Origin of the sequence: Lederbergia ruris (genome assembly GCF_018332955.1) — a bacterium.
GTDB classification, from domain to species: domain Bacteria; phylum Bacillota; class Bacilli; order Bacillales; family Bacillaceae_C; genus Lederbergia; species Lederbergia ruris.
In genome coordinates this window covers 1-25533 of the sequence record NZ_BORB01000003.1, presented here as the reverse complement: position 1 = coordinate 25533, position 25533 = coordinate 1, and the positions used below count along the sequence as shown (strand labels likewise).

Sequence of the window (25533 nt, the reverse complement as noted above, 5' to 3'; positions counted from 1 at the left end):
GTGAGGCAAGGCCTCCTTTATTTTCCCGATAAAAATAGACCAAACTGAGCAAGCAGAGCACTCCCCACATAAGTCCCTGTAAAAACGAAAACGGCCACAATCGCGACCTTCCAGGATGTTTTCCGCAAGTCGACAAGCCGATCGGCTACTGAAATACCCGCGAAGGTCAAAATCGGCGTGGTGATGGATAAGAAATCGACCGCGGCAATGGCTTGTACAAAGAAGTCTGAAACCAAACAAAGAACCAAGGAAACGATTGACACCCAGCCAAGAATAGGGAAATCACGGATTACTTTTACAGGTACCTTCTGCATAACGTCTGAGATCAGAATTCCAATCATCGAAAAGGCCCAAAGTACAACCAATCCGGCAATCGTCATCATCGTGATTGGTGTCGATTCAGGATTTTTCAATAGTTTAATTTCTTGAGTAAATAGAATCAAAGCCACACTAAGCAATAGGACGAGACTAAACTTTACATACTTATTCGACAATTTTTCCATTATTTCTCACCTCTGATGAAGAGTCCATACATGAACTTTTGCAGTGGTGCTGCTAGAAACACCATTGTGAAGGTTCCTAGGAAACTCGTTAATAGTTGACTAGCAGAAGCATAAGCTCGAATCGTCTCCCCTAGTTCCGGCATACGTGCTACTAATGTCGAGGAAGCGGCCGTCATCATACTTCCCGAACCAACTCCTGACGCCATAGCGAGCGCTTCAACCCGGAAGCCTAGATCTAATAGAATAGGTGCAAAGATACTAAAGAAGATCGCACCAAATAATGTGCCAATAATATAGAGGGAAAGCACCCCTCTTCCTTCTGGCGATTCCAACGTATATTTTTCGGAAATATAAGCAAGCTCCCCTTCTCGTCCGATTCCAAGTGTCGCGCCAATCGCCTCTCGTCTTAATCCAATTAACAGGGCAATCGGGAGACCTAACACAACCGTACCCAGATTCCCAAATTCTTGAATTAAAAATACCCAGCCAATACTTAAAATTTCTTTTAACTTAGGCGCAACATCTGCGCCATATCTTGCCATTAAAGGCAACATAATAAAAATTAAATACGTACTCGCAAAATTCACATTTTCTTTACTATAAATTTTCTTTATAATGCCTTTTCTGAAAATTTGAATCCCTAAAATCATTGTGATCATAATCGCAAAAACAAGTGGCAAAAAGCCGATATTAAACTTCCCAATTGGAATAGACTGGAAACCAATCCCTTCTGCAATCGCAATTACGACCAATACAAAAATCAGTAAAAACAGAAAATTTCTCTTCATGATGCCACTCCCCTGTTAGTCTACAATCGTTTGAATTAATGCTTCATATTCCGCAAATGAGCGCTTATATAACTGATTTTTGTCCACTTTCCCATTCATATAAATAAAAACTTGTGATAAAAACTCAGGGAAAATTTCAAATAGAAATTCTTGATCAATATCGATAAAGTCGTCCCCGTGAATCGTCCCCGTAAAGCCGCTATGGCCGATTTGAATACAGGGAATCATAAAGGATAAATCGCCAATATCTCCTCCTGCACTGATTGCGTTGTTATCAAGGAGAACATCAATTTTCTCATTTTTTTCAAATGTTTCTCTTACAAACTCAGAGAGATAACGATGCTGTTTGAAAGGTAAATAGCCCATTTGCGTTTGAATGTCCACTTCTCCTTGGAGGGCGATCGCACTTCCCTTTGCTGCATCGTCTAATTTTATAGCTGCTTCTTTAATATATTCAACAGATTGCGCCCGCAAATCGGTCCCAACGACGATCCGATTTGGAATCACGTTTGTCGACATATCGGATTCCATTACAATCGGATTAATCCGCACCATTTCCCGTTCATTCATTTGCTGCCTCGCTAAACCAACCGCCACATTAAACAGCGTTGACATGCTATAAGCATTTTTCGAAGAGAATGGATCAAAGCCCGCATGGGTTGCCTTTCCCTTAAATTCATAATATTTATAAAGGAAACCGGCTAATGCCGTATTAATATCAATCGTTCTTTTGTCAAACTCTCCACCGATAGCATGAACACAAACGGCACAATCAATATCATCAAACACGCCAAGTCGCATCGCTTCCGGTTTCCCGCCATAATAGGAGATGGTTCCATTTTTCAAAAGCTCGTCCCGATAACGAAGATCCAAATATTCCTCTGCCGGCACAAAAACGAATACAAGTTCATAATCAAAGTTTTCATAGACCTTTGACTGATATAAATACTTATAAAGGGCTAACGCAATCGCTATTTGCGTATAATGGCCACAATTATGAGCAGCACCTGTATCAGGATCTGCGTTTCGATGAGTCGGCGCATAGACAGCATCTAATTCCGCTATAAAAGCAATTTTTAGATCCTTTCCTTCTCCTAGGCTAGTACGAAATCCTGTTGTACTAAACTCTTCTAAGGTTAGTTCAGGATTAATCTTTTTTAAAAAACTTACGATTGTTTCTTTTGTTTTAAATTCTTTATATCCCAATTCAGGGTTATTAAAAATTCTCTCTGCTATTTGCTTAATTTCCTCATACTGTGTATTAAACATCTAGATGACCTCCTTGGATGACTCCCCTATTATATACCAAAAACACGAATAAATAAATATAAATATGCGATAACATTCGTATATAGATTTCCACTCCACAAAAAAATAGTCATTTCTTTTTAAATGTTCGATTAAATCTTCTTGAATGAAAATCAATTATCGACCACTTCCAATTGAATTGTTGCCTGTTGGTCTCCTATTCGCACTCTTATGCTTGTAGCACCGATTGATACGGCTTCTACTTGACCACTCGAATCGACCTTGGCTACATTTTCATTGCCTGTTTCCCAGCTCTTAGGAATAGCCGGGTATTGTGTGAAATCCGTCCCTGTTGCTTCAGGGCTCATTATTTGAAGTTTCACTGTATCCCCTACATGCAAACGGAGGATTCCATCTTTTACTCTTTCATGAACTAAGTACATTGTTTGTTCGTAAGGAATAAATCGGTAATTCACTTTATCCTTATCAAGTGTTACAATGCCTTGCCCTAGAATATTGCCCTTTTCGGGTCCCACATAACCCTTCGAAGCGCCGTTTCCGGTAATAATATAGTCTACTCCATTCAGTGTCCATTGCCGAAGAACGTGGAGGTGTCCGAATAAAACCATTATAGACACGGAAGGCTGTCTCTCTTTATACCGGCTCAAAATTTTCTCTAATTTCCTTGCATCTTTTTCTTCCATTTGATGGGCCGTTCCAAAATCATCCCTTGTTGGTACGTGAGTTACAATGATTACATTCTGTTTTTGCTGATCATTCAGTAATCTTTGCAAATAATGAAATTGAGTGGAATCCGATGCTGTGATACTTTGATCAAAGGCTGAATTTAAAAATACAAATAAAGTATCTCCATACTCCATGTGATAAGTTGGGGAACCAAACATATCCCTATACAAATCTAAAGTCCCTTGGAATGCTTCGTGATTACCAGGTGTCGTAAAAATGGGAATCTTCTTCTCCATATTAGAAAAAATGATCGATAAGCTTTTATATTCTGCTTGCAACGACTGATCTACCATATCCCCCATTTGAATGATAAAGGCAGGTTCTTTTTCCGCACTCAACTGAAAAGCCTTCATACCACAGTCAAAGGAATGTGTATCAGGAATAATAAAAATTTCCTGTTTTCCTACGGGTTCTGGCAAAGTTTGCACGCGAAACTTTCGCTTTAGTGGCACCGTCGAGTTACCTGCACAATCCTGTGCGGTGATCTGTAGAATATGCTCACCACTCACCAATTTATTTAAAGGCAGCGCATAACCCCACCCCGTGTCGATGTCAAAATAAACCTCTAATTTTTCCCCATTTAACAAAACTTCAATGGAGTCAGGGTTCACCCCTGATTTTTGATCCATTAAGTGAAAAGTGATGCGTGGCGTTCCTGTTCTTTCCACCACCGTTTCCGTTGGAGTAACCTTTGAAAAGATGGGAGGATCTAAATCGGGACTTAAATCGATCGTATAGGTTTTATCCACACATGGTAAGGAGCGGTTTCCCGCATGATCCATTGCTTCCACATGGACATGATAAACGCCTGTCTGAACCTTTTCAAATAAGTATTCAATTTGTTGATTCTCTGGATCATATGTAAAGTCTACCTTCTCACCATTCACTGTCATCCAGATCGATTTTGGGTCTACTCCTGTTTGCACATCCACTACTTTAGCTAAAAAAGTAAAATGGTCTTTGTAAATCACTGGACATCTTGGACTGATATCATAAAATTCAGGTCCTACCAGATCTTCTGAATCCTCATAGACAAAACGAATATGATCCACATAAATGCAACCCGTATAATGGGTATCACCCTGCAGTTCCTTATTTTTCTCTACTGCATAAATCTGTTCCAGCTGCAAAGGTAAGGTCCATTGAGAATCAATGGGTGTATCAACATATTTCCAACCCTTCCAGTTGATATTCTCATTCGTTAAATTCACCCATTTACGTTCGCCATTCCCATCTAACAATGTTGCTCGTAACCACGGCGAATATCCATCCCCCAAAACCCAAACACCAAGCTTTTTAGGCATTCTCTCCGTTATCAATCCCTCTTTAAAACGAATATACATCGCACCATTTCCAGATTGCCAGCCACCAAAATGGTAAAAAAGCTTTAAACTATATCGGCCAAATCTGGCCTGCTCTGTACTTAATGAGAGATCATAGCTTGAAACAAATTGATGATTTGTTAGATACCGACTTCTATCTCCATGTTCAAAGTCATCTAGTATTTTTGCCTTTTCACACAACTGCATTTCACTCCGTTTTATAGAAAGGATTAGATTGAAATATTAAGCATGACAGTATTATCTTGAAAGTACAACTACCGGAACTATTTTAAATTTTAACATAGTTTTAGATGTATTTTATAGTCGGGACATTATTCTGGTAAATTTGAAGCACCATCTTGTTAACCTGGTGAATAAAAGAGGCCATTTTTGTAAAAATAACATGAAAGGAGTTGATAAATATGGACCATCTAAAGGCAATTACCATTAAGTTTTTGGCTAGCCTGGCCCTTTTATATATGATTTTGGGGATGTTGTATGGAATGTCTTTTGGGAATGTGTTCCTCATTACCTTGACATTAGGAGTAGTATCTTATCTCATTGGGGATTTGCTTATTTTGCCCAGAACGAATAATAGTATTGCCACTGCAGCAGATTTCGGACTTTCCTTGTTTGTGATATGGATCATGAGTATGGCCTTAACAACAGGTGGAAATTTATTTATGATGTCTCTTATAGCCGCTGTGGGCACCACCATCTTTGAATACTTTTTCCATAAACTGATGGCTACTGAAGTAATAGGTGAAGAAGAAACTCAGGCCCACCCCTCTCCAAGAAATATGCAATACCAAACAGAGGCCTCTGAAGAGCTTAATGAGCTTGATGATGAGCTTGATGAAAATGACCAAGACATCGAGAAAGAGTAACCAAAACTTTTGCAGGGACAGTCAATGTCCCTGCAAGTTAGCATTTTTTTCCGGACGGGAATAGGCTCCTTCTTTACATGGGTTTCTCTTCCTGAGCACGGCGAATGGGAGACACAAACCCGGTAAATTATGTCTTTCATGACGATCTAATGCATAAGGAAGCATTAATTCTCTGGATCAATTCTTTGGATAAATTCCTCTGCCGCACTGTAGCCTTGCTGCATTAAATACCAGTTGTTCGCAGCAGCCTCAATTAATCCCGCTACATCACGTCCAGGTTGCAGCTGAATTTCTACATGTGGGACGCGAACCCCCATATATTCCTTAAATTTATGATCGACCTCTAGTTCATTGTTTAATGCATTGCCTTTCCACTTTGTTAATTCTATGTCCAAAGAAATTCTTGTTTCATCTTGAAACGCCCTTCTTCCATATAAGCGAACCACATTTAATAAACCAATACTACGTAACGCCAAAAATTCCCGATTCGTTACATTATGGGTACCTAACAAAGTTTGGGGGCTTAGTTTTTTCAGCACGACAATATCATCTGCAATCAAACGATGTCCTCTTCCAATTAAAGTATGAGCCGTTTCGCTTTTGCCAACGCCAGATTTTCCACGTAGTAAAATCCCCATTCCCGAGACATTGAGACAAACACCATGAATCGCAATTTCCTCTGCCAGCGTTTTAGTTAAAAAACTATCAATTTTGGCAACAAATTCTGGTGCGCTTTCAGAGGTACGTAACAAAGGAATCCCTTCTTGATCACAAAAGCGCTTTAAATATTTTAATCCCTCCAGTTGATCTGTCACAATAAAACAAGGAGGATGATATTTCACCACATTGCCAATCCGTTGCTTTCTTTCCTCTTGGGACAGACTATGTAGGTAGGTCACTTCTTTTTCACTTAATATTTGTACTTGTTCCATTGGGAAAAAGTCAAAAAACCCAATAAATTCTAAGCCTGGACAATGTGTTTTCGGCTTTGTAACAGGCCGCTTTAGCTGACTCGCTCCCGCTAAAACTTCTAACGAAAATTTTTGAACCAAATGTTCAACCACTATTGATTCCACCTTGAATGACACTCTCCGTCCCTTTACTTTCAACTATATGAGATTGAATATTATTACCCATAATAACATGAAACCGTTCTATATTCTGTGACTATGCTGTGTCAATTGGAAGAACATGATGTTGGTCTTTTTTTAAGGATCGAGTGAAAGGATAAACAATGATGAACAGCTACATGCGCGCCGTCCTGGCGGCAGACTCAAACCGCGACGTCCTGTCGCTTCGTCTGCACTAAGTACATCCTTGTACGACGCAACGCTGTTCTGACCCACATCCTGTTGGCCTAAAAGAAATCTGGGAAGTAAGTGCTTTGGTTTGGAATTATGCTTTCTAACTGGGCAAGTTCAGCCTGATTACCTTGTATAGCTTCTACTTCTGCCAGCTCTTTGACTGTTTTATACCCAAGCATAAGGGCGGATAATTGATTGATCGTTAATTCAATCACCTTTTCCTCATTACTATCGGCCACCACTTTCCGTACCCCATCTTCGGTTAGCTCAAAAATGCCATGATTCCATGGTGCAACCGGATCTTTTACCCGCAATTTTATTGGTGTGTGAACATTAGCCGACCAAGCAAACTGTTGTAAATACTGCTCGACATCCACTATTCTCGCCATGAAATAAGGAAATACCTCCATCTGCACACGAGGATTTTTCATAATATAAGGCAATGGTTCGGAAAGGGAAGTCGATATTTCCACCTTTTCTACCATGGAATCATGTTGTCCGATAAATGCCCATAATCCTTTCCTAGCTTCATGGCTAAGAGGCATAAATTCGGCGACCTTCATTTTACTTTCTTTAACGGAATACAGCAGATATCCTTCTGGTTTTCCATTAGGAGAATAATAAATAGCTGGGGTCCATGATTGCAAACGATCGCGCCACCATGTTTGTTCACGAACAAGCATCCCTGAATACGCTTGAGCATATGTTTCATAAATAATCTGCAGATCTGGATGATGTGCCCCTTTATGGAGTCGAACGATCTTACCTTCACTTTCTGGAATCGATAAATCGGCTCTCAATATCGTCATATTACGAGTATCTGAGAAAATCTCCCAGCCAAATTTTCGATAGAAATCAATCGAAAAAGGATGGAGATAGGACAATAGCTGGCCCTTTTCCTTCATCACTTCCAAAGCGGTCGTCATCAATCCCCGAATATGGCCTTTTCTGCGATATTCGGGATAGGAAGACACACTCGCAATTCCCCCCATCGGGATACGCTTGCCGTGTTGGTAGACCTCAAAAGGAAGAATATGTAATTTCGATGCTAACTTCCCCTCTTCAAAAATACCGAGAATATGCTGTGTCTCCATCTTTTTCTTTTGCTTCTCCAATTCCTCCGCTGAAAGTTCATATTGAAAAGCATACATTGATAAATGGGCTGCCTCTTCATAATTCTCAGATGATAGTTTTACAATATTCATTTATAATCTCTCCTTACGATGTAATGAATGGCTATAGGATTTCACGCTACCTTTAACGATCTATAAGCAAATAAATGCCTGTAAATAACAAAATAATATAGGTGAAAATGCGAAAATAGTGTTGGTTGATCCAACGGTATAAAAGTTGTCCAAAAAACAAACCGATAAATACAAGCGGTAAAGCCCATCCACTCGAAATCCAAATCGTTTGATTCGTGCCGACGAAAATCACTTGAATCAGTAAACTAATAAGATAGATAAAGAGATAAAAGGCTAAGGTCGTCCCCCTTAATTTTTCCTTCTCAGTATCGGTTCCCGAAAAATAAAGTAAAAGAGGCGGACCCGGCATGCCAATACTTGTCGTTAAAGTGCCCGATAAACCGCCTGCGATAAAATCTCTAGGCTTTGTTTGTGCAATACGAAGCTTCATAATCAAAAGCAAGGTTAAAAGTAAAATGATTATGCTAACGCCCAACTTTAACCTGGGAATATCGACAAATAAAAATATTAGCAATCCTATAGGGAGGCCTGCAACACTTCCAAACACAAATCTTTTTAAAACTTGAAAATCGATATCCTTTCGAATCTTTCTTATTAATGCACACGAAATGACAAGCGATAAAATCAAATTAATTTGGATGGCCTCCATCGGAGAGAAGAGCAAGAGTAAAAATGGTGTAGCCAAAATCGAAAAGCCAAACCCCGTACTAGTTTGTAAAATAGAGGCAAATAAAATTATAATGACAAAAAGGAAAATATCCAAAAAAACACCTATTTCTTAATACGAATATCTTTATTTTACCATAGTGAGGTGAAGGCTTAAATAGTCTCAGACTTGAATTCCGTACGTAGTTTTCCCTTTTAGAAGAGGTGTGCAAGTTGCAAAAAAAGAGGGGACTCCCCCTTTTTCACAACCGATAAATCACAAAGCGCTCGTTCTCATTCTGTTCATACCAATCCGCCACTCTTATTTCCTGCAAAATGTCAAATGGTGTATGAGTATCCAAAAACGCAAGATAGTCTGATGATGGATAATACAGAATAAGATCGACAGAACGTGGATGTTGTTTCAGTGATGTAAGGATCTGCCCTACGACTTTTTTAAAAATATGGACAGCAAACGGATTAAAAAAATAAAAACGGTGATCTCGCGAATCCACCTTATAGGCTTCTGCTGGACAACATTTAAATTGAATATCAACGGGATTCCCGCCATTTTTCTCTCGATAACGTAATAAATTGGTCTCCGCTTCATCACACCGCTTCTTATTCACCTCAATACCTGTACCCGATAGCCCGAAGCGATGATGTAGATAAAATAAAAGCCGACCTTTTCCACAACCATAATCAACAAGACGATCTTTATTGGTCCATTCATATTTATGAAAAAGTGCGTCTAGCGCTTGATAAGGTGTTGCCTCATAAGGGTGATATTGGGCTAAATGGAACGACCAATCCTGCGTACCAGTCGTCTCAATACCAAGCAAGTGATCATACTCATGTTCGTTCACAATAAAACTCCTCATTTATTTTTTGGGAAATATTCGATTTCGATAGCCGCTATATTGGATATGAATGCGATTTTCAGGCTTAGCATCCACTGTATAGAGAATGATTAAGAAAAGCCATTCAAGTGGCTTCATCAGCAAATAAACGAGATCAGCCGACCATTTTGTTCGAATATGTTTACTAAGGGGATAGCCATATGTATCATACATTCGGCGAATATTTTTATGGATTGTTGGTATATATTCCTCTAATAAATGTTCAAAGGCGTTCGCAATCAACAATTGCCGATTCACCACAATTCTTGAACCATGACGAATCCCCATTCGGACAGGCCTTACCAAGCCTGGATGTCCCGTTACGGAAACTGTACATAAATAATGCCCATCTCCCGGTACCATTTCTGGAGGTGGAACTGGAATTTGCGAAAGCCGGAAACTACTTGTCTCCAAAAATGCTTGGATAGAACTATCTGGACGTTGTCCGAATAACACTAAAACAAGTTGAATTACTAAAAATACTGGGAAGAGAAAAAGAGCCCATAACCGAGGGATTTTTCGGTAGTGATCAGAAATACGAGACAGAAAGGCTGTAAAAGCATTGGAATGTTCAATTCCTTGTTCCTCCTGAGCCTCTAAGAAAGAATGCATCGACTCATTCAGTCGTGCAATATAGAAGAAGCTTAATGATACCAAGCCAATTTGCAGCAAGATAATCCCTAGTGATTCAAATAGATCTGTGTATAAAAATCCAGTATGCAGTAAGTATACGATTGTCAATAAGATCAATATGATTAATAAAACACAGTGGATGGTGTACAGAACAGGTGATAGATTTACCTTCTTAGTAGATAATAACCAGTATGAAACCATACTCAAACAAAGAAATACAAATAAAGTAAACACATGATGTCCGGAAAGGGATGCATATCCTTCCAGGGATACGCCATTTTGTTCATATACCCTTAAAGGCTCCCCGCCTTGCACACCTTGACTATCAAAGACAAGACCTAGAGTCAGGATGCAAAAGATCCCGATAAAACTTAGTCCTTCTAATATTTTGGCTCTGGCCCTTATATCTTCACTCATCTTAGCAACTGACCTCGGGAAAAAACTATGCACCATTCTGGCAAACGCATAGATTGGCATAGCTATAATGCATAAAATGATAACCCAAAACCACATGGCTCCCAACTCCCTATGCTAATAGTCTTTTTGCATCTTGTCGTACCAGTCCTTCAGCTGAATCCTACTATATTTCATTCGCTTATAATGGCGTCTCTATCATAATTCGTTTTATAAAAATTGAATCCTAGCATTAGCTTTTTTGACCTAATTGCGCGACTCTCAAGATGAATCGCGCAACTTTAGCTCCCCAATGCGCAACTTCACATCCTTATTGCGGAACTTTGGATCTTCATTGCGCCATAGCAGATTGCATAACTTTGATCTGATTTCACATAATTCGTGTGATAAACATGGTCGCAATCCCAAAGTAAATCAGCAAAGATAAAATGTCATTAATGGTTGTAATCAGCGGACCTGAGGCAACAGCTGGATCTGCTTTACACTTATAAAGAATAAGCGGAATAATCGTTCCGGCAAGCGTCCCGATAATCAGCGTAGCCAAAAGTGAAATACCGACAACAAATCCAAGCATCATACTTCCTCTCCATACATAAGCGATAATCGCAATAATGATGGCACAAGTGAGCCCAATAATGATGCCGACCAATAACTCTCTCCATAAAAGTTTCGCAGCTTTTTTTAGATCCAGTTTTTCGGATACAAGTCCACGAACAACCACCGCCAATGATTGTGTACCTGTATTTCCAGTCATCCCCGCAATCATCGGCATGAAAAAGGCAAGTGCCACCACTGCTTCCAATGTTTCTTCAAAACTTTCAATGATTCCCCCAGAAATCAGTCCAATGAATAATAATAAGATCAGCCATGGAAGCCTTTTGCCAGCTGCTACGAGCGGACGGGTATGAAAATCAATTTCCTTGCCAGATGCTGTAAGCTTCCCGATATCTTCATCTGCCTCCTGATGAATGACATCAATAATATCTTCTACATGAATAATCCCCATCAATTGTTTCCATTTATTCACGACGGGAATCGAAACAAGATCTTTATCTCGGAAAACTTTGGCTGCTTCTTCTTGGTCCAAATCTGCTGGAAAATAAACAAGATCCTTTTTCATAATATCCGCAAGCCCCTCCGTATCGCTTGCGGCTAATAATTCACGTACCGATAATACACCTGTTAACTGTTGATCGACATCAACCATATAGACATAATGAATATTTCTTTTTCCTTGTACCTGTTCTCTTAAATGAAGAATAGCTTGCTCTACTGTACATGATTCCTGCAAAGCAACGTATCCTTGTTTCATTAATGTTCCCGTTGTTTCATGTTCATAAATGCTATGATTCATGGTGAGTACCTCCTTCTAAAGATGATCTCCCCAAGGCGAGGGGACTTTGATTTCAATTTTTATGCATAAACTACCTTCAGGGGGTTCACTCATCCCCATCACCTCCTTCATCTTAGACACGAAATCCTCACATTTCTTAAAAAACAAAAAACATCCCTCTCCACAAAGAAGGATGTTCAGCTTGAGGCCTGCACGATGCCGATCACGCAAGTGTTACCGCATGAAGCACGTATAAAGCCTGTGTTCATTTGATAGTGAATAAACCTCCTTCGCAGAGCTTTAGCACTATGTGACATAGGATTATGATCCAGCTACATTAAAAACCACCTTAAGTCGATAGTTTCTGTTGACCCATTGGAGTCTTTCGACATTTCTGGGCAGCAGCATATCTCCACATAGGAGCCTCACCTAGCGAGGAATTCCGTATAAAATTATCTATTTCCAGTGTAGTAGCCATATTCAGGATTGTCAAACCTTCTAGAATATCTTATTGATCATGAGCTAGATTTGTTCATAATCAAATCATCATGTACCCATTAAGGAAAAAGCAGCATCATACAGTTTTATTGTTTCCGTAAATCGCGCTGTGATCGAATCAGTTCCCATCACAACAGAAATAAGTCTTGTCCCGTCCCGTTCTACTGTTCCAATAAAGCAATAACCCGCTTCATCTGTAAAACCTGTTTTCAATCCATCCACACCAGCATATTCAAGACTAGAGCCAACCCCAGGGAGCATTAGATTGGTATTCCCATATGTATCCGTACTGAAATTCAATGTAGGTTTCTCCGCTGTTTCCAGGATTTCTGGATATTTAATAAGCAAACGCTGGGCTAAACGTGCAAGGTCTTGAGCAGACATCTGATTATCCTCATTGACTCCTCCTGTTGATCGGTATTTCCCTAAATCACGGTTGTTTAATCCAGAACTATTCACAAAATGGCTTTGCTCCAATCCTAACTGACCAGCTCTTTCGTTCATAAGTTTCACAAATGCCCCTTCATCCCCCGCTACCGTTTCAGCCAAAGCAATTGCTGCATCATTAGCAGAATGAATAGCCATCGCTTCAAATAATTCACGGACCGTATAGGTTTGGCCTTGCTGTAAAGAAACCGACGCTAAGCCTGGAGACTCGGAAATCATTCGTACATACTCACTTGGGGTAACAGCTTGATCCCAACTTATTGCTTGACTCTCAATCGCTTCGAGGACAAGTAGCTCTGTCATGATTTTCGACATACTCGCCGGAGGCAAGGCAAGATCCTTATTTTTCTCATACAACACATGGCCAGTATCCGCATCAAGCAAAATAACAGACTTTGCTTGAATCGGTAATTCTGGTAGAGTGATCCTCTCCGGTAAACGTTTCTCTAAATCACTTCTTTCTACGATTGAAAAGGGAGTCGAGATTCTCTCTTTTGCTGAGCCATCCTGCTGAAAGAATAGAAACCCCATTCCCCCGATGATTACTACACCTATCCATATCATAAATCGCTTCATTTATATTCTCCTTGTTTTACGGTGATCCTATTTTTATAGAAAAGTAGCCTCATTTAAACATTCCTTTATATTAACATCTCTTAATTGATAAAAAAACCTCTCCCACACTTTAGGTAAAATTCAAATTTTTCCCTTACTTGGAACTTTAAAAACTTTGTCGTAAGAGCAATATGAATAATTTCACAACTTTTCACGGTCGAGTGGCAACCTTCCTAACCACCTTTTTCATATAAAAATAATTTTCATACGACTATTTATTTTACAAGTCTCATAGATATAAAAAGAGCCTTCGATGGACAAGCATTTCCTTGAATCATTCGTACAAGAGACACTCTTCATTGATTCTGTCAAAATGGGCTAAAAAATTAAAGAAGGGTAGGAAGATAATGACGTACTTGAAAGTGATTTTGGTAGGGATTCCACTAAGTGTTTTATTATTCGCTAGTTTCAGTCCGGCTCAGGCAGCCAATCCGGCTCCAAAGGAAGAGATGCGAGCCTCCTGGATTTCGACTGTTACTAATATTGATATGAAACCGGGAATGACAGAAGCGGAGTACACTGCATGGGCGCAATCAACGATTCAAACGCTCGAAAAGAAAAACTTTAATACGGTGATTTTTCAGGTGAAGCCGACCTCAGATGCCTTATACCCTTCAAAACTCGCACCATGGTCTACTTATATTACAGGAAAAAAACAGGGAACAGACCCAGGTTTTGACCCCTTGCAAATTATGTTAGATACGGCCCATGAGCATGGGTTGGAATTACACGCATGGATCAATCCCTATCGTGTGACGATGGTGAGCCAAGGATTGGAAGATTTGGCAAGTAACAATATCGCCATCCAGCATCCTGAATGGGTTGTGAAACATGGCGGGCAATACTATTTAGATCCCGGGCTTCCTGGTGTACAAGCCTATTTAGTCGATGCCGTCAAAGAATTAGTAGCAAACTATGATGTGGATGCGGTGCATATGGATGATTACTTTTATCCGGGAGTCGAATTTTCTGATCAAGAAACGTATGAAAAGTATGGGAGTGAGTTTACCGATATTGGAGACTGGCGTAGGCATAATGTGAGTCAGCTTGTGGAAGACATCAATCAAAATATTAAAGCGATCAAACCTTGGGTACAATTCGGTATTTCTCCATCTGGAATTTGGCGGAATCAAGCAGATGACCCTACTGGTAGTGCAACGAATGGCAATGCTCATTATGATCAATTATTTGCCGATTCTCGTCAATGGATTCAAGAAGGTTCGATTGATTATATCACTCCACAAATCTATTGGTCGCGACAATTAGCTGTCGCCAGCTACTCGGTTCTATTAGACTGGTGGAGTAAACAAGTAGAAACACAAGCCTTTGTTCATCCTGTTTATCTCTATATTGGCATGGCTGATTATAAAGTGAATAATAACTTTGATACCGCTTGGGAGAATCCTCGTGAACTTCCCGAGCAAATTCTCGACAATCGTGCGAACAAGATTGCAAAGGGGCAAATGCATTTTACATTAAGAGATATTTTAAAAAATGCACTTGGCTATGCTGACATTGTGGAGGAAGAGATTTATACAGCAAAATCCTTAACACCTGCCACCCCCTGGAATGGAAGCAACGTACCGAAAAAGCCGATCAATGTTGATGTGGACAAGCAAGGGAATTCTGTTAAAATTATGATCAATAATAAAAAAAGAACAGATGCGAAAAAATATGTCATCTATCGATTTGAAGGGAATCAAACGGTGGATTATCAAAATCCAGAAAATATTGTTGGCGTCACCTATGATCAAAATGGCACAGCTACCTTCGTGGATCTGGATATTGACCCTGGCAAAAGGTATACGTATGGCGTTACATCCATTTCCCATACGGGTGTAGAGAGTAAAGATGCCAAAGAGAAAAAGACAAAGAAATAATCGGGGCGCCATCCACATCTAAATTTTTTAAATAGATCGCACATTTTGCTGATCAGAACTTTGGGAGGAAGTTTTACAGGTGGATCGTATCCATAATTTACTAGCGGATATCTTCGCAATGATAGATTACAAAAGGAAAGGTGTAGCCAATGACAGTAGAGATCAGGTTAGCCACTGTAAGCGATGCTGAGGAACTTTCCATTCTTAATCAGGAATTTAATGGTGGCGCTAGAAGGCCCATCCTAAAAATTTCAGAAAGCCTTGTGAAAAGCAATGAATTAGTGGCAGTAGCAGTTAGGGATGACAGATTAGTAGGATTTGCCTGTGCACAGATCTTTTCCTCCTTTTGTTATGAAGAACCACAAGGAGAAATAACCGAAATGTATGTAAAAGAACTAGCTAGACGAAAAGGCATCGCCACTTCTTTGCTGGCGTTTTTAGAGGAAAACTTTCGTGCCTGCGGAGTGAAAGAAGTAAAAATTTTAACAGGCGCGAAGAATATAGGAGCGCAAACAACGTATACAAAATCCAATTATACAAAACAAAATGAAACGGTTCTTTTTAAAAAGCTAGATTAATACCCGCTCTACGCTTGGTCCATGAGATCAAGCGTTTTTCCTGTTTATATTGCATTTGAGCCTGATAGGAAAACAACTTATAATAGAGTTCAACCATTCCTCGGAAATGGCTTGAGATGTATGTAAGTGAATATACAGGAGTTGGATAATGATGAAGCCCTCTATTTTAATTGCAGATGACGAACGAGAAATTGCTGATTTGCTTGAGATCCATTTACAAAAAGAAGGTTATCAAGTCAATAAAGCAGTTGATGGACAAGAAGCTCTGCAAATGATCCGATCACATCCCATTGATTTAGTGATTTTAGATATCATGATGCCAAATTTAGACGGATTTGAAACAGCTTTGCAAATACGTGCGGAGTATCAGATGCCGATTATTTTTTTGAGCGCGAAATCCTCAGATTTTGATAAAATTCAAGGTTTAATGATCGGAGCAGATGATTATTTAACAAAGCCTTTTAATCCAATGGAATTGTTGGCACGTGTGAATGCCCAATTGCGGCGGTATATGAAATTTAATCAACCGAGGACAAATGATATTTCCATTATTGAAACAAATGGGCTAAAAATAGATCCTGACCAACGCTCCGTCACACTCTATGATCAAAACATTGAACTTACTCCAAAAGAATTTGATATTTTATATTTATTGGCAAGCCACCCCAAAAAAGTTTTCAGTACGGAGAAAATTTTCCAACTCATTTGGGGCGAAGCCTATTATGAAAGTGGGAATACAGTAATGGTTCATATTCGTACATTACGAAAAAAACTTGGTGAAGATAAACGGAAAAACTTGTTTATTAAAACAGTTTGGGGCGTTGGGTATGCGTTTAATGGCTAAAATGCTCCATAGTTTTCGTGCAAAAATGCTCTTATTATTCGGCATAAGTATGCTCTTGTCTGGTTTGATTACCTATATACTCTATAAGGGACTCCAATTTTATTATCATACAATGGTTTTTATGGGCGATCCTTTGGCACGAGTACGAAAATTAGTTGCTACTATCGGCGATGTCAATGCTTTTTTATGTATCTTTGTACCCCTTTCGATTCTATTTTTCTTTCTACTGACGAAACCCTATTCAAATTACTTTAAGGAAATTTCGAAAGGCATCCATCAACTCGCTAACGGGGATTTCACCACTCATGTCGTGATTTCAACTAATGATGAATTTAAAGTGATTGCTGAGGATTTAAATCAAGCAAGCTCCAAGCTACAAGAAGCTGTGAAGCGGGGCGATTTTGCCGAAAGTAGTAAAGATCAATTAGTTGTCAATTTAGCCCATGATCTTCGTACACCGCTCACATCTGTTTTAGGTTATTTAGACTTAATGCTTCGAGACGAAAACTTAACAAAAGCCCAAGTCAGACACTATACAACCATTGCCTTTACGAAATCGCAACGTTTAGAAAAACTGATTGATGAACTATTTGAAATCACAAGAATGAATTATGGAATGCTGACACTTGAGAAAACCCCCTTGGATATGAGTGAGCTCCTTGAACAATTGAAGGAGGAATTGTATCCTCTGTTTGAAAAAAATCATCTGATTGCCAGAAGTGACAATCAATCCCCCTTACCCATTCTCGGGGACGGGGACCTATTAGCTCGGGTGTTTGAAAATTTATTAGTCAATGCTATACGCTATGGAACAGATGGACAATACGTCGACCTCCATGGTTTTGTCGATTCACAAGATGTGGTTGTACAGGTAGTCAATTACGGAAATCAAATCCCAGCAAAAGAGATTCCCCATCTGTTTGACATGTTTTATAGTGGCGACCAGGCACGGACGTTTCAAGATGGAGGAACTGGACTTGGCTTATTTATCGCCAAAAATATTATTGAGCAACATGGAGGCACGATCACAGTAAAAAGCTCGGTTATTCGGACACAATTTGAAGTGCGACTACCACTTCAGAAGAGCACGAATAGCTAAATCCAAACATTTTAAGAAAAATTTAAGAATTACCCCCCTCTTAATTTAAGATTTTTTTCCTATCCTTTTAGAAAAGGGACAGCCTTTCCCCGCATCTGTGGTAATACCACTACTGTGCACATGGCTGTACCTTTAACTGTAGCTAGAGGCTAATAGGAGGAAATAATAGATGAAGAAATGGGGAGTTTTTTTATGTATCATTATTGGTTTAGGTCTGGCAATCCCGAAGATCCAACCACTTTTTCAAAAAAAGATAGATATTCAAAATTTACCTCAAACAGGGGAGCATTTTGAAGAAATGGAGGTCCCACCAGGACAAATGCATCATGGCAACCTTGTATTGGTCAATCATGAATACCCTGTCCACCAGGAGCAAATCAGCTCCGACATTGTTTCATTATCTGAAAATAGCCAATTGGTAGTGGGTTTTAAATTACTAGATCAGTCCATTCAGCTGTCAGAGTCTGTGACCAAGGAGTTTGCGCGAATGGTAAATGCTGCAGAAAAAGAAGGCGTCCAGCATTTCATGATCAATAGTGGCTATCGAGACTTTGCAGAACAGGCGATTTTATATGACGAAATGGGCGCTGATTATGCTCTCCCAGCGGGTTATAGTGAGCATAACTTAGGCATTTCCCTTGATGTTGGATCAACAGAAGGAAAAATGGAGAATGCATCTGAAGGAAAATGGATAGAAAAAAATGCTTGGAAATATGGATTTATTTTACGCTATCCTAAAGATAAGGTGGCAATCACTGGCATTCAATATGAACCGTGGCATATTCGCTATGTTGGGTTACCTCATAGTGCCATCATGCATAAGAAAAATTTTGCTTTAGAGGAATATTTGGATTTCCTAAAAGCGGAGGAATCCCTATCCGTTCAGTATAATGGCAAGAGCTACCAGGTAACCTATTTCCCGATTACTGAGGAGCAAACGATTCAAGTTCCAATTAATCAAAAATATGAACTTTCAGGGAATAACATGGATGGTGTGATTGTATCGATTTATCCAGACTAACCTACTCTTTAGGGAGAAAAGTAATCCAAAAAGCGCTAGATATTACAGGAAAAACAATAACTTCGAATACATTAAAAGCAAATAAATCTCCTCCCATCACGAATCAAGCAAAAAAGAGAAATCCGCACAAAGAAAAGGTCTAAGACTAACTTCCTTAGACCTTCTTCCAAACAGATTTATATTTTTTCCGCAGGTCAGAACAGTCGAATCCATCCCGAGTCTCCTAATTTCGATGACGATGAATCACTTCTACTCCACCAGTAGCAGATAACACACTCCCGGTAATCATATCAGAGTCTTCCTCACAAATAAATTCAATTAATCTAGCAATATCCTCACCCGTTCCTGAACGGCCAACAGGTGTCTCTTGATCTTTTATTTGTCTTGCTGTTTCAATATTTGCTTCCTTCATGTCACCTGTAATGTCTCCGGGACAAATCATATTTGCTGTAATTCCGGATCCTGCTTCCTCTATGGCAATCGACTTTGTTAATGAAACGAGACCTACTTTCGCTGCACTATAGGCAGACCGGTAAATCCAACCAGGGCTTTGTTCTGCATCTTGGAAGCCATACATCACCATTCTGCCAAATTGTTGCTGCCTCATAATCGGAATGACAAGTTTGGAAAAGTGGAACACCGAACTTAAATTTCCTTCGATCATTTCATACCATTCATGGTCTTCGTAATCGGCTAATTTTTTGCGTTCGAAGATATAGGGACCCGCATTGTGAATCAGATAATCAATGCGGCCAAACTGATTCATGGTTGTTTCCACCATTCGGACAATATCGGCTTTTCTTGTGATATCGCCTTGGACAAATAAGATTCGGTCTTCATACCCTTTCCATTCTTCACGCAATTGTTCAACCCTTGCTTTATCACTCCGATAATTCACTGTTACAGAGCAGCCTTTTTCTAAAAAGCGCTCCGTTACTTTTCTTCCAATCCCCTTAGAGCCTGCTGTAATCATTGCGTGTTTCAACGAATCCACCCCAAACTCACATTTTTACTGAATTCATATGCTGCCCATGCAAGGTTTTATTCTCCAAATGAAAATGATTTAACCAAGAAGAGACATGAACTCCTTCCGCAAATCAGGATTCTCAGAAAAAACTCCCCTTGTGGCCGTTGTTACCGTCATGGCATCTGACTTTTTAACACCGCGTCCACACATGCACATATGTTTTGCTTCAATCACAACCATCGCACCTTGTGGCTGAAGGACTTCCTCCATTGCATCCACAATTTGGTTAGATAACCTTTCCTGAACTTGGAAACGTTTAGCATAACCATCTACCATACGAGCGATTTTCGATAAACCCGTAATTTTTTCACTTGGAATATAGGCAATATGAGCGACTCCAAAAAAAGGCGCAAAATGGTGTTCACACATAGAATGGAATTCAATATCCTTTACCATGATTAACCCTTCATGCTCCACATCAAAGACCTTTTCCAAATGATGTTTCGGGTCTTCACGATTGCCTTCTGTATACTCAAGAAAGGCCTTCAACACTCGATAAGGGGTTTCTTCTAGCCCTTCTCGATCCGGGTCATCTCCACAAATCTCAATTAAGTCTCGAATAGCTTCCATATAATTCTCAGATTTTTGTACTATTTTCTCAATCCCTGGTTCGTTACCAAAACGATCTATTAAGTGTTGAACAATGATTCTTTTTTTATCCGTTGTCGACATTGTAGGATACCTCATTTCTATCGCACATAACGAAAATGTTATGGATATTTTATAATAAATATTATTTAAGATTGATTTTACATATACATTTTAGCATAGTGATATAAGAACGAAAAGTCAATTTTCTTTCTGGTTGTTGGAAATGTCAGGGGCTTTTCTTCTAGACAACATCGACATCCGCTTGACTTAATGTTCTTCTACGTTTCTTGTTGACCAATAAATGAATGGAGAAATAAATCACTAGTAACACCGCGATCATGATAGTAGCGACTCCATACATCGAATGATAGCCAATGATCCCTGCAGTACGCCCTAAAGCAAAGGCACCGATCGCTTGCCCTAAATCCATAAAGCTTAGAGACATAGCATTCGCTGTGGCTTTCTTATCTGCAGAAACCTGACTCACGGCCCAGGCTTGGAAAGTTGGTTGCATTACCCCATAGGCAAATCCATAAAAGATTCCTGCAAAGATTAAAGTATAAATATTTCCTGTCTTCGCAAGTAGAATCAACCCAATAATCGCTGCAAAGCTAGCCGGATATATGAGATACTTATGACCAAAGCGGTCAAAGATTATTCCGGAGAATGGGCGAGTCACTACAAGCATGATCGCAATAAACAAGAAGAAGATAGAAGTTTGCCCGCCTAGACCTGACACTGCTCCTAGACCATCAAGAAAATTAACAACACCGGCAAACGTAATATAAAACAACATAACGAGAAAACAAGGTAAAAATGCTTTCCGATCAAAAGCCGCTTGCATAATAGATGTCTTAGGCTCATCATTCGCTTTTATAGGGATGGGCGAGCTTTTGAGCCAATAGCTACCAAGCCATACGAACACTAACATAAGAAATGAAAATTCTAACACAAATTTGAATGAGAACGAGTGAATCATCGAAATGGCCAACATAGGTCCTAATGTGGAACCAATACTTGTCGACATGCCAAAATAGCCAATCCCCTCTCCAAGCCGGGACGAGGGAATTAAATTGGTTGCCAACGTGGCCAACAAGGTTGTGATAAAGCCAAAGCCGATTCCTTGCATCACGCGTAACAGAATCAATAACCCAAGAGACGTTGTAAAATAGCTTAACGCCACAACAACAACGGTAAACAGAATCGAACTTAATAACCATTTCTTCATATTAATTCTAGGGATGATCACGCCAATAAAGGGGCGAGATAAAACCGCAGCAAGCATAAAAGACGTTGTCATTAGCCCACCACTTGCTGGATCTTGCGTTATGTTCGCCACATAAATGGGAAATCCACCTAATAAAGATTGCATACTAAGAAAAAAGATGATCGTCATACTGATCACTAATATATATTGCTTTGTCCATAGCCCTTCCTTCAGTTTCTCCAAACAGATCCTTCTTTCTAATATAAAATCACCAGTTTCATCTGGTGTTTACTTTTCCTACTCCTATTTGCGCAATGAAAAAAACTTCTGCCCTGATGAAAGAAGTTTTGTTACCATGACTATTTTAGAAAAACGCAAACGCCCGTTTAGCGACGTACAAATTATGAACGGCTAGATTATGGATCAAAGGCTAAATACGCGCCGTCCTGGCGCAACGCCTTTGTGACCAACATCCTGTTGGCCTCAATATCTCTATTATAATCCAATCATCCGGATAAGGAAAATGGAAATTATTTTAAATTGATAATCTTTAATGTCTGTAAACCATTTCATTGATAAATCTATTTTAAAAAGTCACAAACGTGTCGATATATTACATTGTTCGGATTGATTTTCGTAAAATCCTAATTGTAAAATGGAGGAATTTTTTATGGCAAAAAGTAAACGGAATCGCATGACGTTTAAAATACGTGATAAGTTAGCAATAGCTTTTGCATTGGTTTTATTAATCCCCAGTCTGACTATAGCCATTACGGCCTATACTAGTTCCAAAAATAATATCGAAAAACATATCTTAGACACGGCTCAAGATAATGTCGATACTGCAAGCCAAACGGTTGATCAGTTTATACAGAAACAAATGGAAAACGTCGATTATTTAGCCAATTCGTTTGTTGCAGGAGAAATAATTTCCGACGATCACGCTCAAACTAGACAAGTACTTGACAAATTTCAAGCCTCAACAGGGGATGTGGAACAAACTTATATAGGGACAGAAACTGGAAAATTCATGAATGCCCCCACGACTTTCAAAAATCCTCCAGATTATGACCCACGGGAACGACCATGGTATCAACAAGCGATGGAACACCCAACAGAGGTAATCATTACTGAACCATATATTTCTAAGTCATCCAATCAAATGGTTGTAACATTAGCCAAGTCAACCGCAGATGGCAAAGGGGTTGCAGCTGTAAATTTAAAGCTGGAAAGTCTGACAGAAATGATCGCTTCGATTAAAATTGGAAAAAATGGCTACTTAGCACTAGTAGATACAACCAACCATTATATTAGCCACCCCTATATTGAGGCTGGGGAAGAGACAACTGAAGGCTTTTTCAAGAAAATACAGGAAGAAGAATCTGGAAATTTTTTCTATACAACTAAAAAGGACAAGAGAAATTTAGCTTTTACAACAAGTGAAGTAACAGGCTGGAAAATCATCGGTACAATGTACCAGGATGAGGTAAATCAAGCTGTCCAACCGATATTTAGAACGACAGTATTGGTCATTCTCATTTCGGTCATATTGTCTGCTATTGCCATTGTCTTTATCATTCGTTCAATCAATAAACCCATTAAAACATTAGTTACAGCAGCTACTGAGATTAGCCACGGCAATTTAAGTGAAAACCTAGTTTTAAAAAGTGGCGATGAATTAGGACAATTAGCTCAGGCATTTAATGAAATGCGCATCCACCTGCATAACGTCATATCTCAAGTTCGGGAGCAATCAAGTAATCTTGCGGCTGCATCTGAACAATTAAATGCAAGTACAGAGCAAAATACATTGGCAACCGAACAGATTTCTGCTTCCATTCAAGAAGTGGCCGCTGGGGTTGAAAGTCAATCCAATCGTATAGATCAAAGTTCGAAAATGGCGGGTGATGTATCCCAATCTATTTCCCATATCGCCAAAGGTTCAGATGAGGTCGCTCATTCCGTTACCCAAACAAGGCCGATTATTGAAGCCGGAAAACAAGATATTGAAACATCGATTGGACAAATGCGATTCATTCAAAATACAGTGAGTGAATTATCAACGAGTGTGAAACTGCTTGATAGCCGCTCCCAAGAAATTAGCCAAATTGTTAATGTGATTACAGATATTGCGGAACAAACCAATTTACTAGCATTAAATGCGGCCATTGAAGCTGCTCGAGCCGGAGAACACGGGAAAGGCTTTGCGGTTGTTGCTTCCGAGGTTAAAAAGCTAGCGGAACAGTCTGGAAACTCAACCGAGGAAATTCGAAAACTCATAAGCAATATCCAACAGGAAATTCAACAAACTGTCGGCATGATGGAATCCGGAACAAATGAAGTAGACAAAGGGATCCAAGTTGTGGAGAACGCCCATACATCTTTTACAACCATCACCGAGTATGTTCAAAAAATGACAGAACAAATCGAACAAATCACAACGAATATTCAACAAGTAGCCACTGGAACAGAGCAATTCAGCCACACATTTAAGGAAGTGGCCTCTGTAGCAGACACTACTGCTGCTGAAGCTCAAAACATGTCGGCCTCTACAGAGGAACAATTAGCATCCATGGAAGAAATTAGAGGATCGTCGACTGCTTTAGCGGAAATGGCTGAAGAGTTGCACGAGCTTGTACAGCAATTTAAATTATAGTTTTTCGCATAGCGTATAAAGTGCTTGGCACACCCCGAAATTTGTCTTATGGGGACGAGTGCCTGGCACTTCTTTTTAAGTCATAAACGATTTGCATGAGTGTATAGCCAAGCGGCTGATAGGCAACGTATGAGTGGGGAGAAAAGTGAGATCTCTATGAAAACTTAAGTATCGATCGAGATTCTTATTTTTTTCCCCTCCTCTTCTTGCTTTGTTCTATTTCTTGTTGATATTGTTCCTCTATTTTCGAAGTAGCTGGGAGAAAAGGCTCCTTATTATGATCAATCCGCTTACCATATCGAATCATTTCATAAATAATCATTCCATTATTAGGCATCCCATTAAACGTAATCATAGGAAAAGAGTCTAAAAGAATATAATAAACGGCATAAAAAATAAAACGCTGCCAGAAATTATGGTAAGCTGATAAAAAACCGTTAACTAATAAGGCATTAATGAGCAGCGCAAGGAAGAGATTTACGAATATAGGACCAGCGTATATACAAACGTACGCAAATTTACTATGTTTTTTTATAGAATCATAGGAAAACCAACTATATAGATGGTAATATTTGCGCACATCAAAAATGCCTATCCTCAAAACTCGGGGACCTGTTCCAATCGTCAAGCGTGGATTCTTCACTCCAAATATTCCACTCACAATTAAATACCCTGCTTCTCTAAGAAAAACAACAATAGGTAAGATAATAAATGCAGAAATCACAACACCGATTAGATCCGAAAGTCCAAACATGATGAAAAGATCCTTTCTGCAGGATAATCGATTTAGTTTTATCTATTTATTACCCGCTAATAGGAAAATAAACCTTGTCCACGGGTGAACCCTCCCCCACCAAATCAAAGATTTGGTGGGAGCTTTCCTTGACTTAAATACAGCTTACGTCACGCATGTTTAGTTGCCATTGGCACTAAGCGCCTGATGTAAGTTAATGAATGAAGCCAAAGTAAGCCGAGTTCTAGCTGACAGTTCAGGAACCTTTGCCTCAACTGCCAAGGGGATGTCTAAAAAGTCCCTAAAATAAATCAGGTGGAGAGAAACGATTTGTTTTTCTCCACCTGATTTTGTGTTTTTATGGTTTTTCCCTGAAAATAGTAGGCGAGTGCCTGCCACTTTCAGGAGA

At 39.5% G+C, this 25533-nt stretch carries 22 protein-coding genes, 1 pseudogene and 1 riboswitch; of the genes and pseudogenes, 7 read left to right on the top strand and 16 right to left on the bottom strand.

The window, feature by feature from the left end; all coding sequences use genetic code 11:
- Positions 1-17: 17 nt before the first annotated feature.
- From KI363_RS02555 to KI363_RS02540, 4 genes are all read right to left on the bottom strand, one after another.
- Positions 18-503: a hypothetical protein gene (locus KI363_RS02555; RefSeq protein WP_158323503.1), complete on the bottom strand. Its 486-nt coding sequence runs from the start codon at positions 501-503 to the stop codon at positions 18-20.
- Entirely contained in the window at positions 503-1291 is a 789-nt protein-coding gene (locus KI363_RS02550; protein ID WP_212965389.1) for a DUF3100 domain-containing protein, read from the bottom strand. Before KI363_RS02550 ends, KI363_RS02555 begins: the two co-directional genes overlap by 1 nt.
- 15 nt (positions 1292-1306) lie before the next feature.
- A complete protein-coding gene (locus KI363_RS02545) occupies positions 1307-2560 on the bottom strand; it encodes a M20/M25/M40 family metallo-hydrolase (RefSeq protein ID WP_212965386.1) in 1254 nt (417 codons plus the stop codon).
- Between the two features lie 152 nt (positions 2561-2712).
- Positions 2713-4809, bottom strand: coding sequence for a metallophosphoesterase (locus KI363_RS02540; RefSeq protein WP_212965377.1), 2097 nt, complete (start codon positions 4807-4809; stop codon positions 2713-2715).
- A gap of 221 nt (positions 4810-5030) precedes the next feature.
- On the opposite strand from KI363_RS02540, the gene KI363_RS02535 reads away from it, so the two are divergent.
- The gene (locus KI363_RS02535; RefSeq protein WP_158323507.1) at positions 5031-5495 is read left to right on the top strand and encodes a YndM family protein; all 465 of its coding nucleotides are present in this window, start codon (positions 5031-5033) and stop codon (positions 5493-5495) included.
- 164 nt (positions 5496-5659) lie between these two features.
- Here the strand turns inward: KI363_RS02535 and hprK are convergent, their stop codons facing one another.
- The 7 genes and pseudogenes from hprK to KI363_RS02500 form a co-directional block, all read right to left on the bottom strand.
- Positions 5660-6571 (bottom strand): HPr(Ser) kinase/phosphatase, encoded by a 912-nt coding sequence (gene hprK / locus KI363_RS02530; protein WP_158323508.1) that lies wholly within the window; start codon positions 6569-6571, stop codon positions 5660-5662.
- A 281-nt stretch (positions 6572-6852) separates the two neighbouring features.
- Positions 6853-8004, bottom strand: coding sequence for a GNAT family N-acetyltransferase (locus tag KI363_RS02525; protein WP_212965375.1), 1152 nt, complete (start codon positions 8002-8004; stop codon positions 6853-6855).
- A 52-nt stretch (positions 8005-8056) separates the two neighbouring features.
- The gene (locus KI363_RS02520) at positions 8057-8767 is read right to left on the bottom strand and encodes a sulfite exporter TauE/SafE family protein (protein WP_158323510.1); all 711 of its coding nucleotides are present in this window, start codon (positions 8765-8767) and stop codon (positions 8057-8059) included.
- A gap of 145 nt (positions 8768-8912) precedes the next feature.
- Positions 8913-9515: a class I SAM-dependent methyltransferase gene (locus tag KI363_RS02515; protein ID WP_158323511.1), complete on the bottom strand. Its 603-nt coding sequence runs from the start codon at positions 9513-9515 to the stop codon at positions 8913-8915.
- A 15-nt stretch (positions 9516-9530) separates the two neighbouring features.
- Entirely contained in the window at positions 9531-10694 is a 1164-nt protein-coding gene (locus KI363_RS02510; RefSeq protein ID WP_158323512.1) for a DUF6688 domain-containing protein, read from the bottom strand.
- A gap of 271 nt (positions 10695-10965) precedes the next feature.
- A pseudogene (mgtE, locus tag KI363_RS02505) lies at positions 10966-11934 on the bottom strand (magnesium transporter); the annotation flags it as partial.
- A 272-nt stretch (positions 11935-12206) separates the two neighbouring features.
- A riboswitch (M-box (ykoK) riboswitch) is annotated at positions 12207-12372 on the bottom strand.
- Positions 12373-12474: 102 nt separating this feature from the next.
- Complete coding sequence (locus KI363_RS02500) at positions 12475-13449, bottom strand: D-alanyl-D-alanine carboxypeptidase family protein (RefSeq protein WP_158323514.1); 975 nt, start codon at positions 13447-13449, stop codon at positions 12475-12477.
- Positions 13450-13835: 386 nt separating this feature from the next.
- Here KI363_RS02500 and KI363_RS02495 point away from each other — a divergent pair, with 386 nt between their 5' ends.
- The 5 genes from KI363_RS02495 (at position 13836) to KI363_RS02475 (ending at position 18910) form a co-directional block, all read left to right on the top strand.
- On the top strand, positions 13836-15368 hold the full coding sequence (locus tag KI363_RS02495; protein WP_158323515.1) for a glycoside hydrolase family 10-like protein: 1533 nt from the start codon (positions 13836-13838) through the stop codon (positions 15366-15368).
- Between the two features lie 149 nt (positions 15369-15517).
- On the top strand, positions 15518-15946 hold the full coding sequence (locus KI363_RS02490) for a GNAT family N-acetyltransferase (protein WP_212965371.1): 429 nt from the start codon (positions 15518-15520) through the stop codon (positions 15944-15946).
- Between the two features lie 148 nt (positions 15947-16094).
- The gene (locus KI363_RS02485) at positions 16095-16790 is read left to right on the top strand and encodes a response regulator transcription factor (RefSeq protein WP_158323517.1); all 696 of its coding nucleotides are present in this window, start codon (positions 16095-16097) and stop codon (positions 16788-16790) included.
- Positions 16783-17889, top strand: a complete 1107-nt coding sequence (locus KI363_RS02480) for a sensor histidine kinase (RefSeq protein WP_212965369.1) — start codon at positions 16783-16785, stop codon at positions 17887-17889. Before KI363_RS02485 ends, KI363_RS02480 begins: the two co-directional genes overlap by 8 nt.
- A gap of 169 nt (positions 17890-18058) precedes the next feature.
- Positions 18059-18910 (top strand): M15 family metallopeptidase, encoded by an 852-nt coding sequence (locus KI363_RS02475; protein ID WP_158323518.1) that lies wholly within the window; start codon positions 18059-18061, stop codon positions 18908-18910.
- Positions 18911-19133: 223 nt separating this feature from the next.
- On the opposite strand, the gene KI363_RS02470 is transcribed toward KI363_RS02475, so the two are convergent.
- The 3 genes from KI363_RS02470 to KI363_RS02460 form a co-directional block, all read right to left on the bottom strand.
- The gene (locus tag KI363_RS02470; protein WP_158323519.1) at positions 19134-19895 is read right to left on the bottom strand and encodes an SDR family oxidoreductase; all 762 of its coding nucleotides are present in this window, start codon (positions 19893-19895) and stop codon (positions 19134-19136) included.
- Positions 19896-19973: 78 nt separating this feature from the next.
- Positions 19974-20609 (bottom strand): GTP cyclohydrolase I FolE, encoded by a 636-nt coding sequence (gene folE / locus KI363_RS02465; RefSeq protein ID WP_158323520.1) that lies wholly within the window; start codon positions 20607-20609, stop codon positions 19974-19976.
- 160 nt (positions 20610-20769) lie between these two features.
- A complete protein-coding gene (locus KI363_RS02460) occupies positions 20770-21978 on the bottom strand; it encodes an MFS transporter (RefSeq protein WP_246516722.1) in 1209 nt (402 codons plus the stop codon).
- Positions 21979-22405: 427 nt separating this feature from the next.
- On the opposite strand from KI363_RS02460, the gene KI363_RS02455 reads away from it, so the two are divergent.
- Positions 22406-24391, top strand: coding sequence for a methyl-accepting chemotaxis protein (locus KI363_RS02455; RefSeq protein WP_158323521.1), 1986 nt, complete (start codon positions 22406-22408; stop codon positions 24389-24391).
- A gap of 184 nt (positions 24392-24575) precedes the next feature.
- Here the strand turns inward: KI363_RS02455 and KI363_RS02450 are convergent, their stop codons facing one another.
- Positions 24576-25145 carry a hypothetical protein gene (locus tag KI363_RS02450; RefSeq protein ID WP_158323522.1) on the bottom strand — a complete coding sequence of 190 codons (570 nt, stop codon included), beginning with the start codon at positions 25143-25145 and terminating at the stop codon, positions 24576-24578.
- Positions 25146-25304: 159 nt separating this feature from the next.
- Positions 25305-25533, bottom strand: a 229-nt coding sequence (locus tag KI363_RS02445; protein WP_212965367.1) for a hypothetical protein, incomplete at its 5' end; no start/stop codon positions are given.

What these genes read in the sequence shown, in the direction of transcription:
- KI363_RS02495 (WP_158323515.1), top strand. Translation starts at nt 13,836, where the DNA reads ATGACGTACTTGAAAGTGATTTTGGTAGGGATTCCACTAAGTGTTTTA.
- KI363_RS02450 (WP_158323522.1), bottom strand. Translation starts at nt 25,145, where the DNA reads ATGTTTGGACTTTCGGATCTAATCGGTGTTGTGATTTCTGCATTTATT.
- KI363_RS02555 (WP_158323503.1), bottom strand. Translation starts at nt 503, where the DNA reads ATGGAAAAATTGTCGAATAAGTATGTAAAGTTTAGTCTCGTCCTATTG.
- KI363_RS02485 (WP_158323517.1), top strand. Translation starts at nt 16,095, where the DNA reads ATGATGAAGCCCTCTATTTTAATTGCAGATGACGAACGAGAAATTGCT.
- KI363_RS02550 (WP_212965389.1), bottom strand. Translation starts at nt 1,291, where the DNA reads ATGAAGAGAAATTTTCTGTTTTTACTGATTTTTGTATTGGTCGTAATT.
- KI363_RS02455 (WP_158323521.1), top strand. Translation starts at nt 22,406, where the DNA reads ATGGCAAAAAGTAAACGGAATCGCATGACGTTTAAAATACGTGATAAG.
- KI363_RS02535 (WP_158323507.1), top strand. Translation starts at nt 5,031, where the DNA reads ATGGACCATCTAAAGGCAATTACCATTAAGTTTTTGGCTAGCCTGGCC.
- KI363_RS02500 (WP_158323514.1), bottom strand. Translation starts at nt 13,449, where the DNA reads ATGAAGCGATTTATGATATGGATAGGTGTAGTAATCATCGGGGGAATG.
- KI363_RS02525 (WP_212965375.1), bottom strand. Translation starts at nt 8,004, where the DNA reads ATGAATATTGTAAAACTATCATCTGAGAATTATGAAGAGGCAGCCCAT.
- KI363_RS02490 (WP_212965371.1), top strand. Translation starts at nt 15,518, where the DNA reads ATGACAGTAGAGATCAGGTTAGCCACTGTAAGCGATGCTGAGGAACTT.
- KI363_RS02545 (WP_212965386.1), bottom strand. Translation starts at nt 2,560, where the DNA reads ATGTTTAATACACAGTATGAGGAAATTAAGCAAATAGCAGAGAGAATT.
- folE (WP_158323520.1), bottom strand. Translation starts at nt 20,609, where the DNA reads ATGTCGACAACGGATAAAAAAAGAATCATTGTTCAACACTTAATAGAT.
- KI363_RS02475 (WP_158323518.1), top strand. Translation starts at nt 18,059, where the DNA reads ATGAAGAAATGGGGAGTTTTTTTATGTATCATTATTGGTTTAGGTCTG.
- KI363_RS02480 (WP_212965369.1), top strand. Translation starts at nt 16,783, where the DNA reads ATGGCTAAAATGCTCCATAGTTTTCGTGCAAAAATGCTCTTATTATTC.
- KI363_RS02510 (WP_158323512.1), bottom strand. Translation starts at nt 10,694, where the DNA reads ATGTGGTTTTGGGTTATCATTTTATGCATTATAGCTATGCCAATCTAT.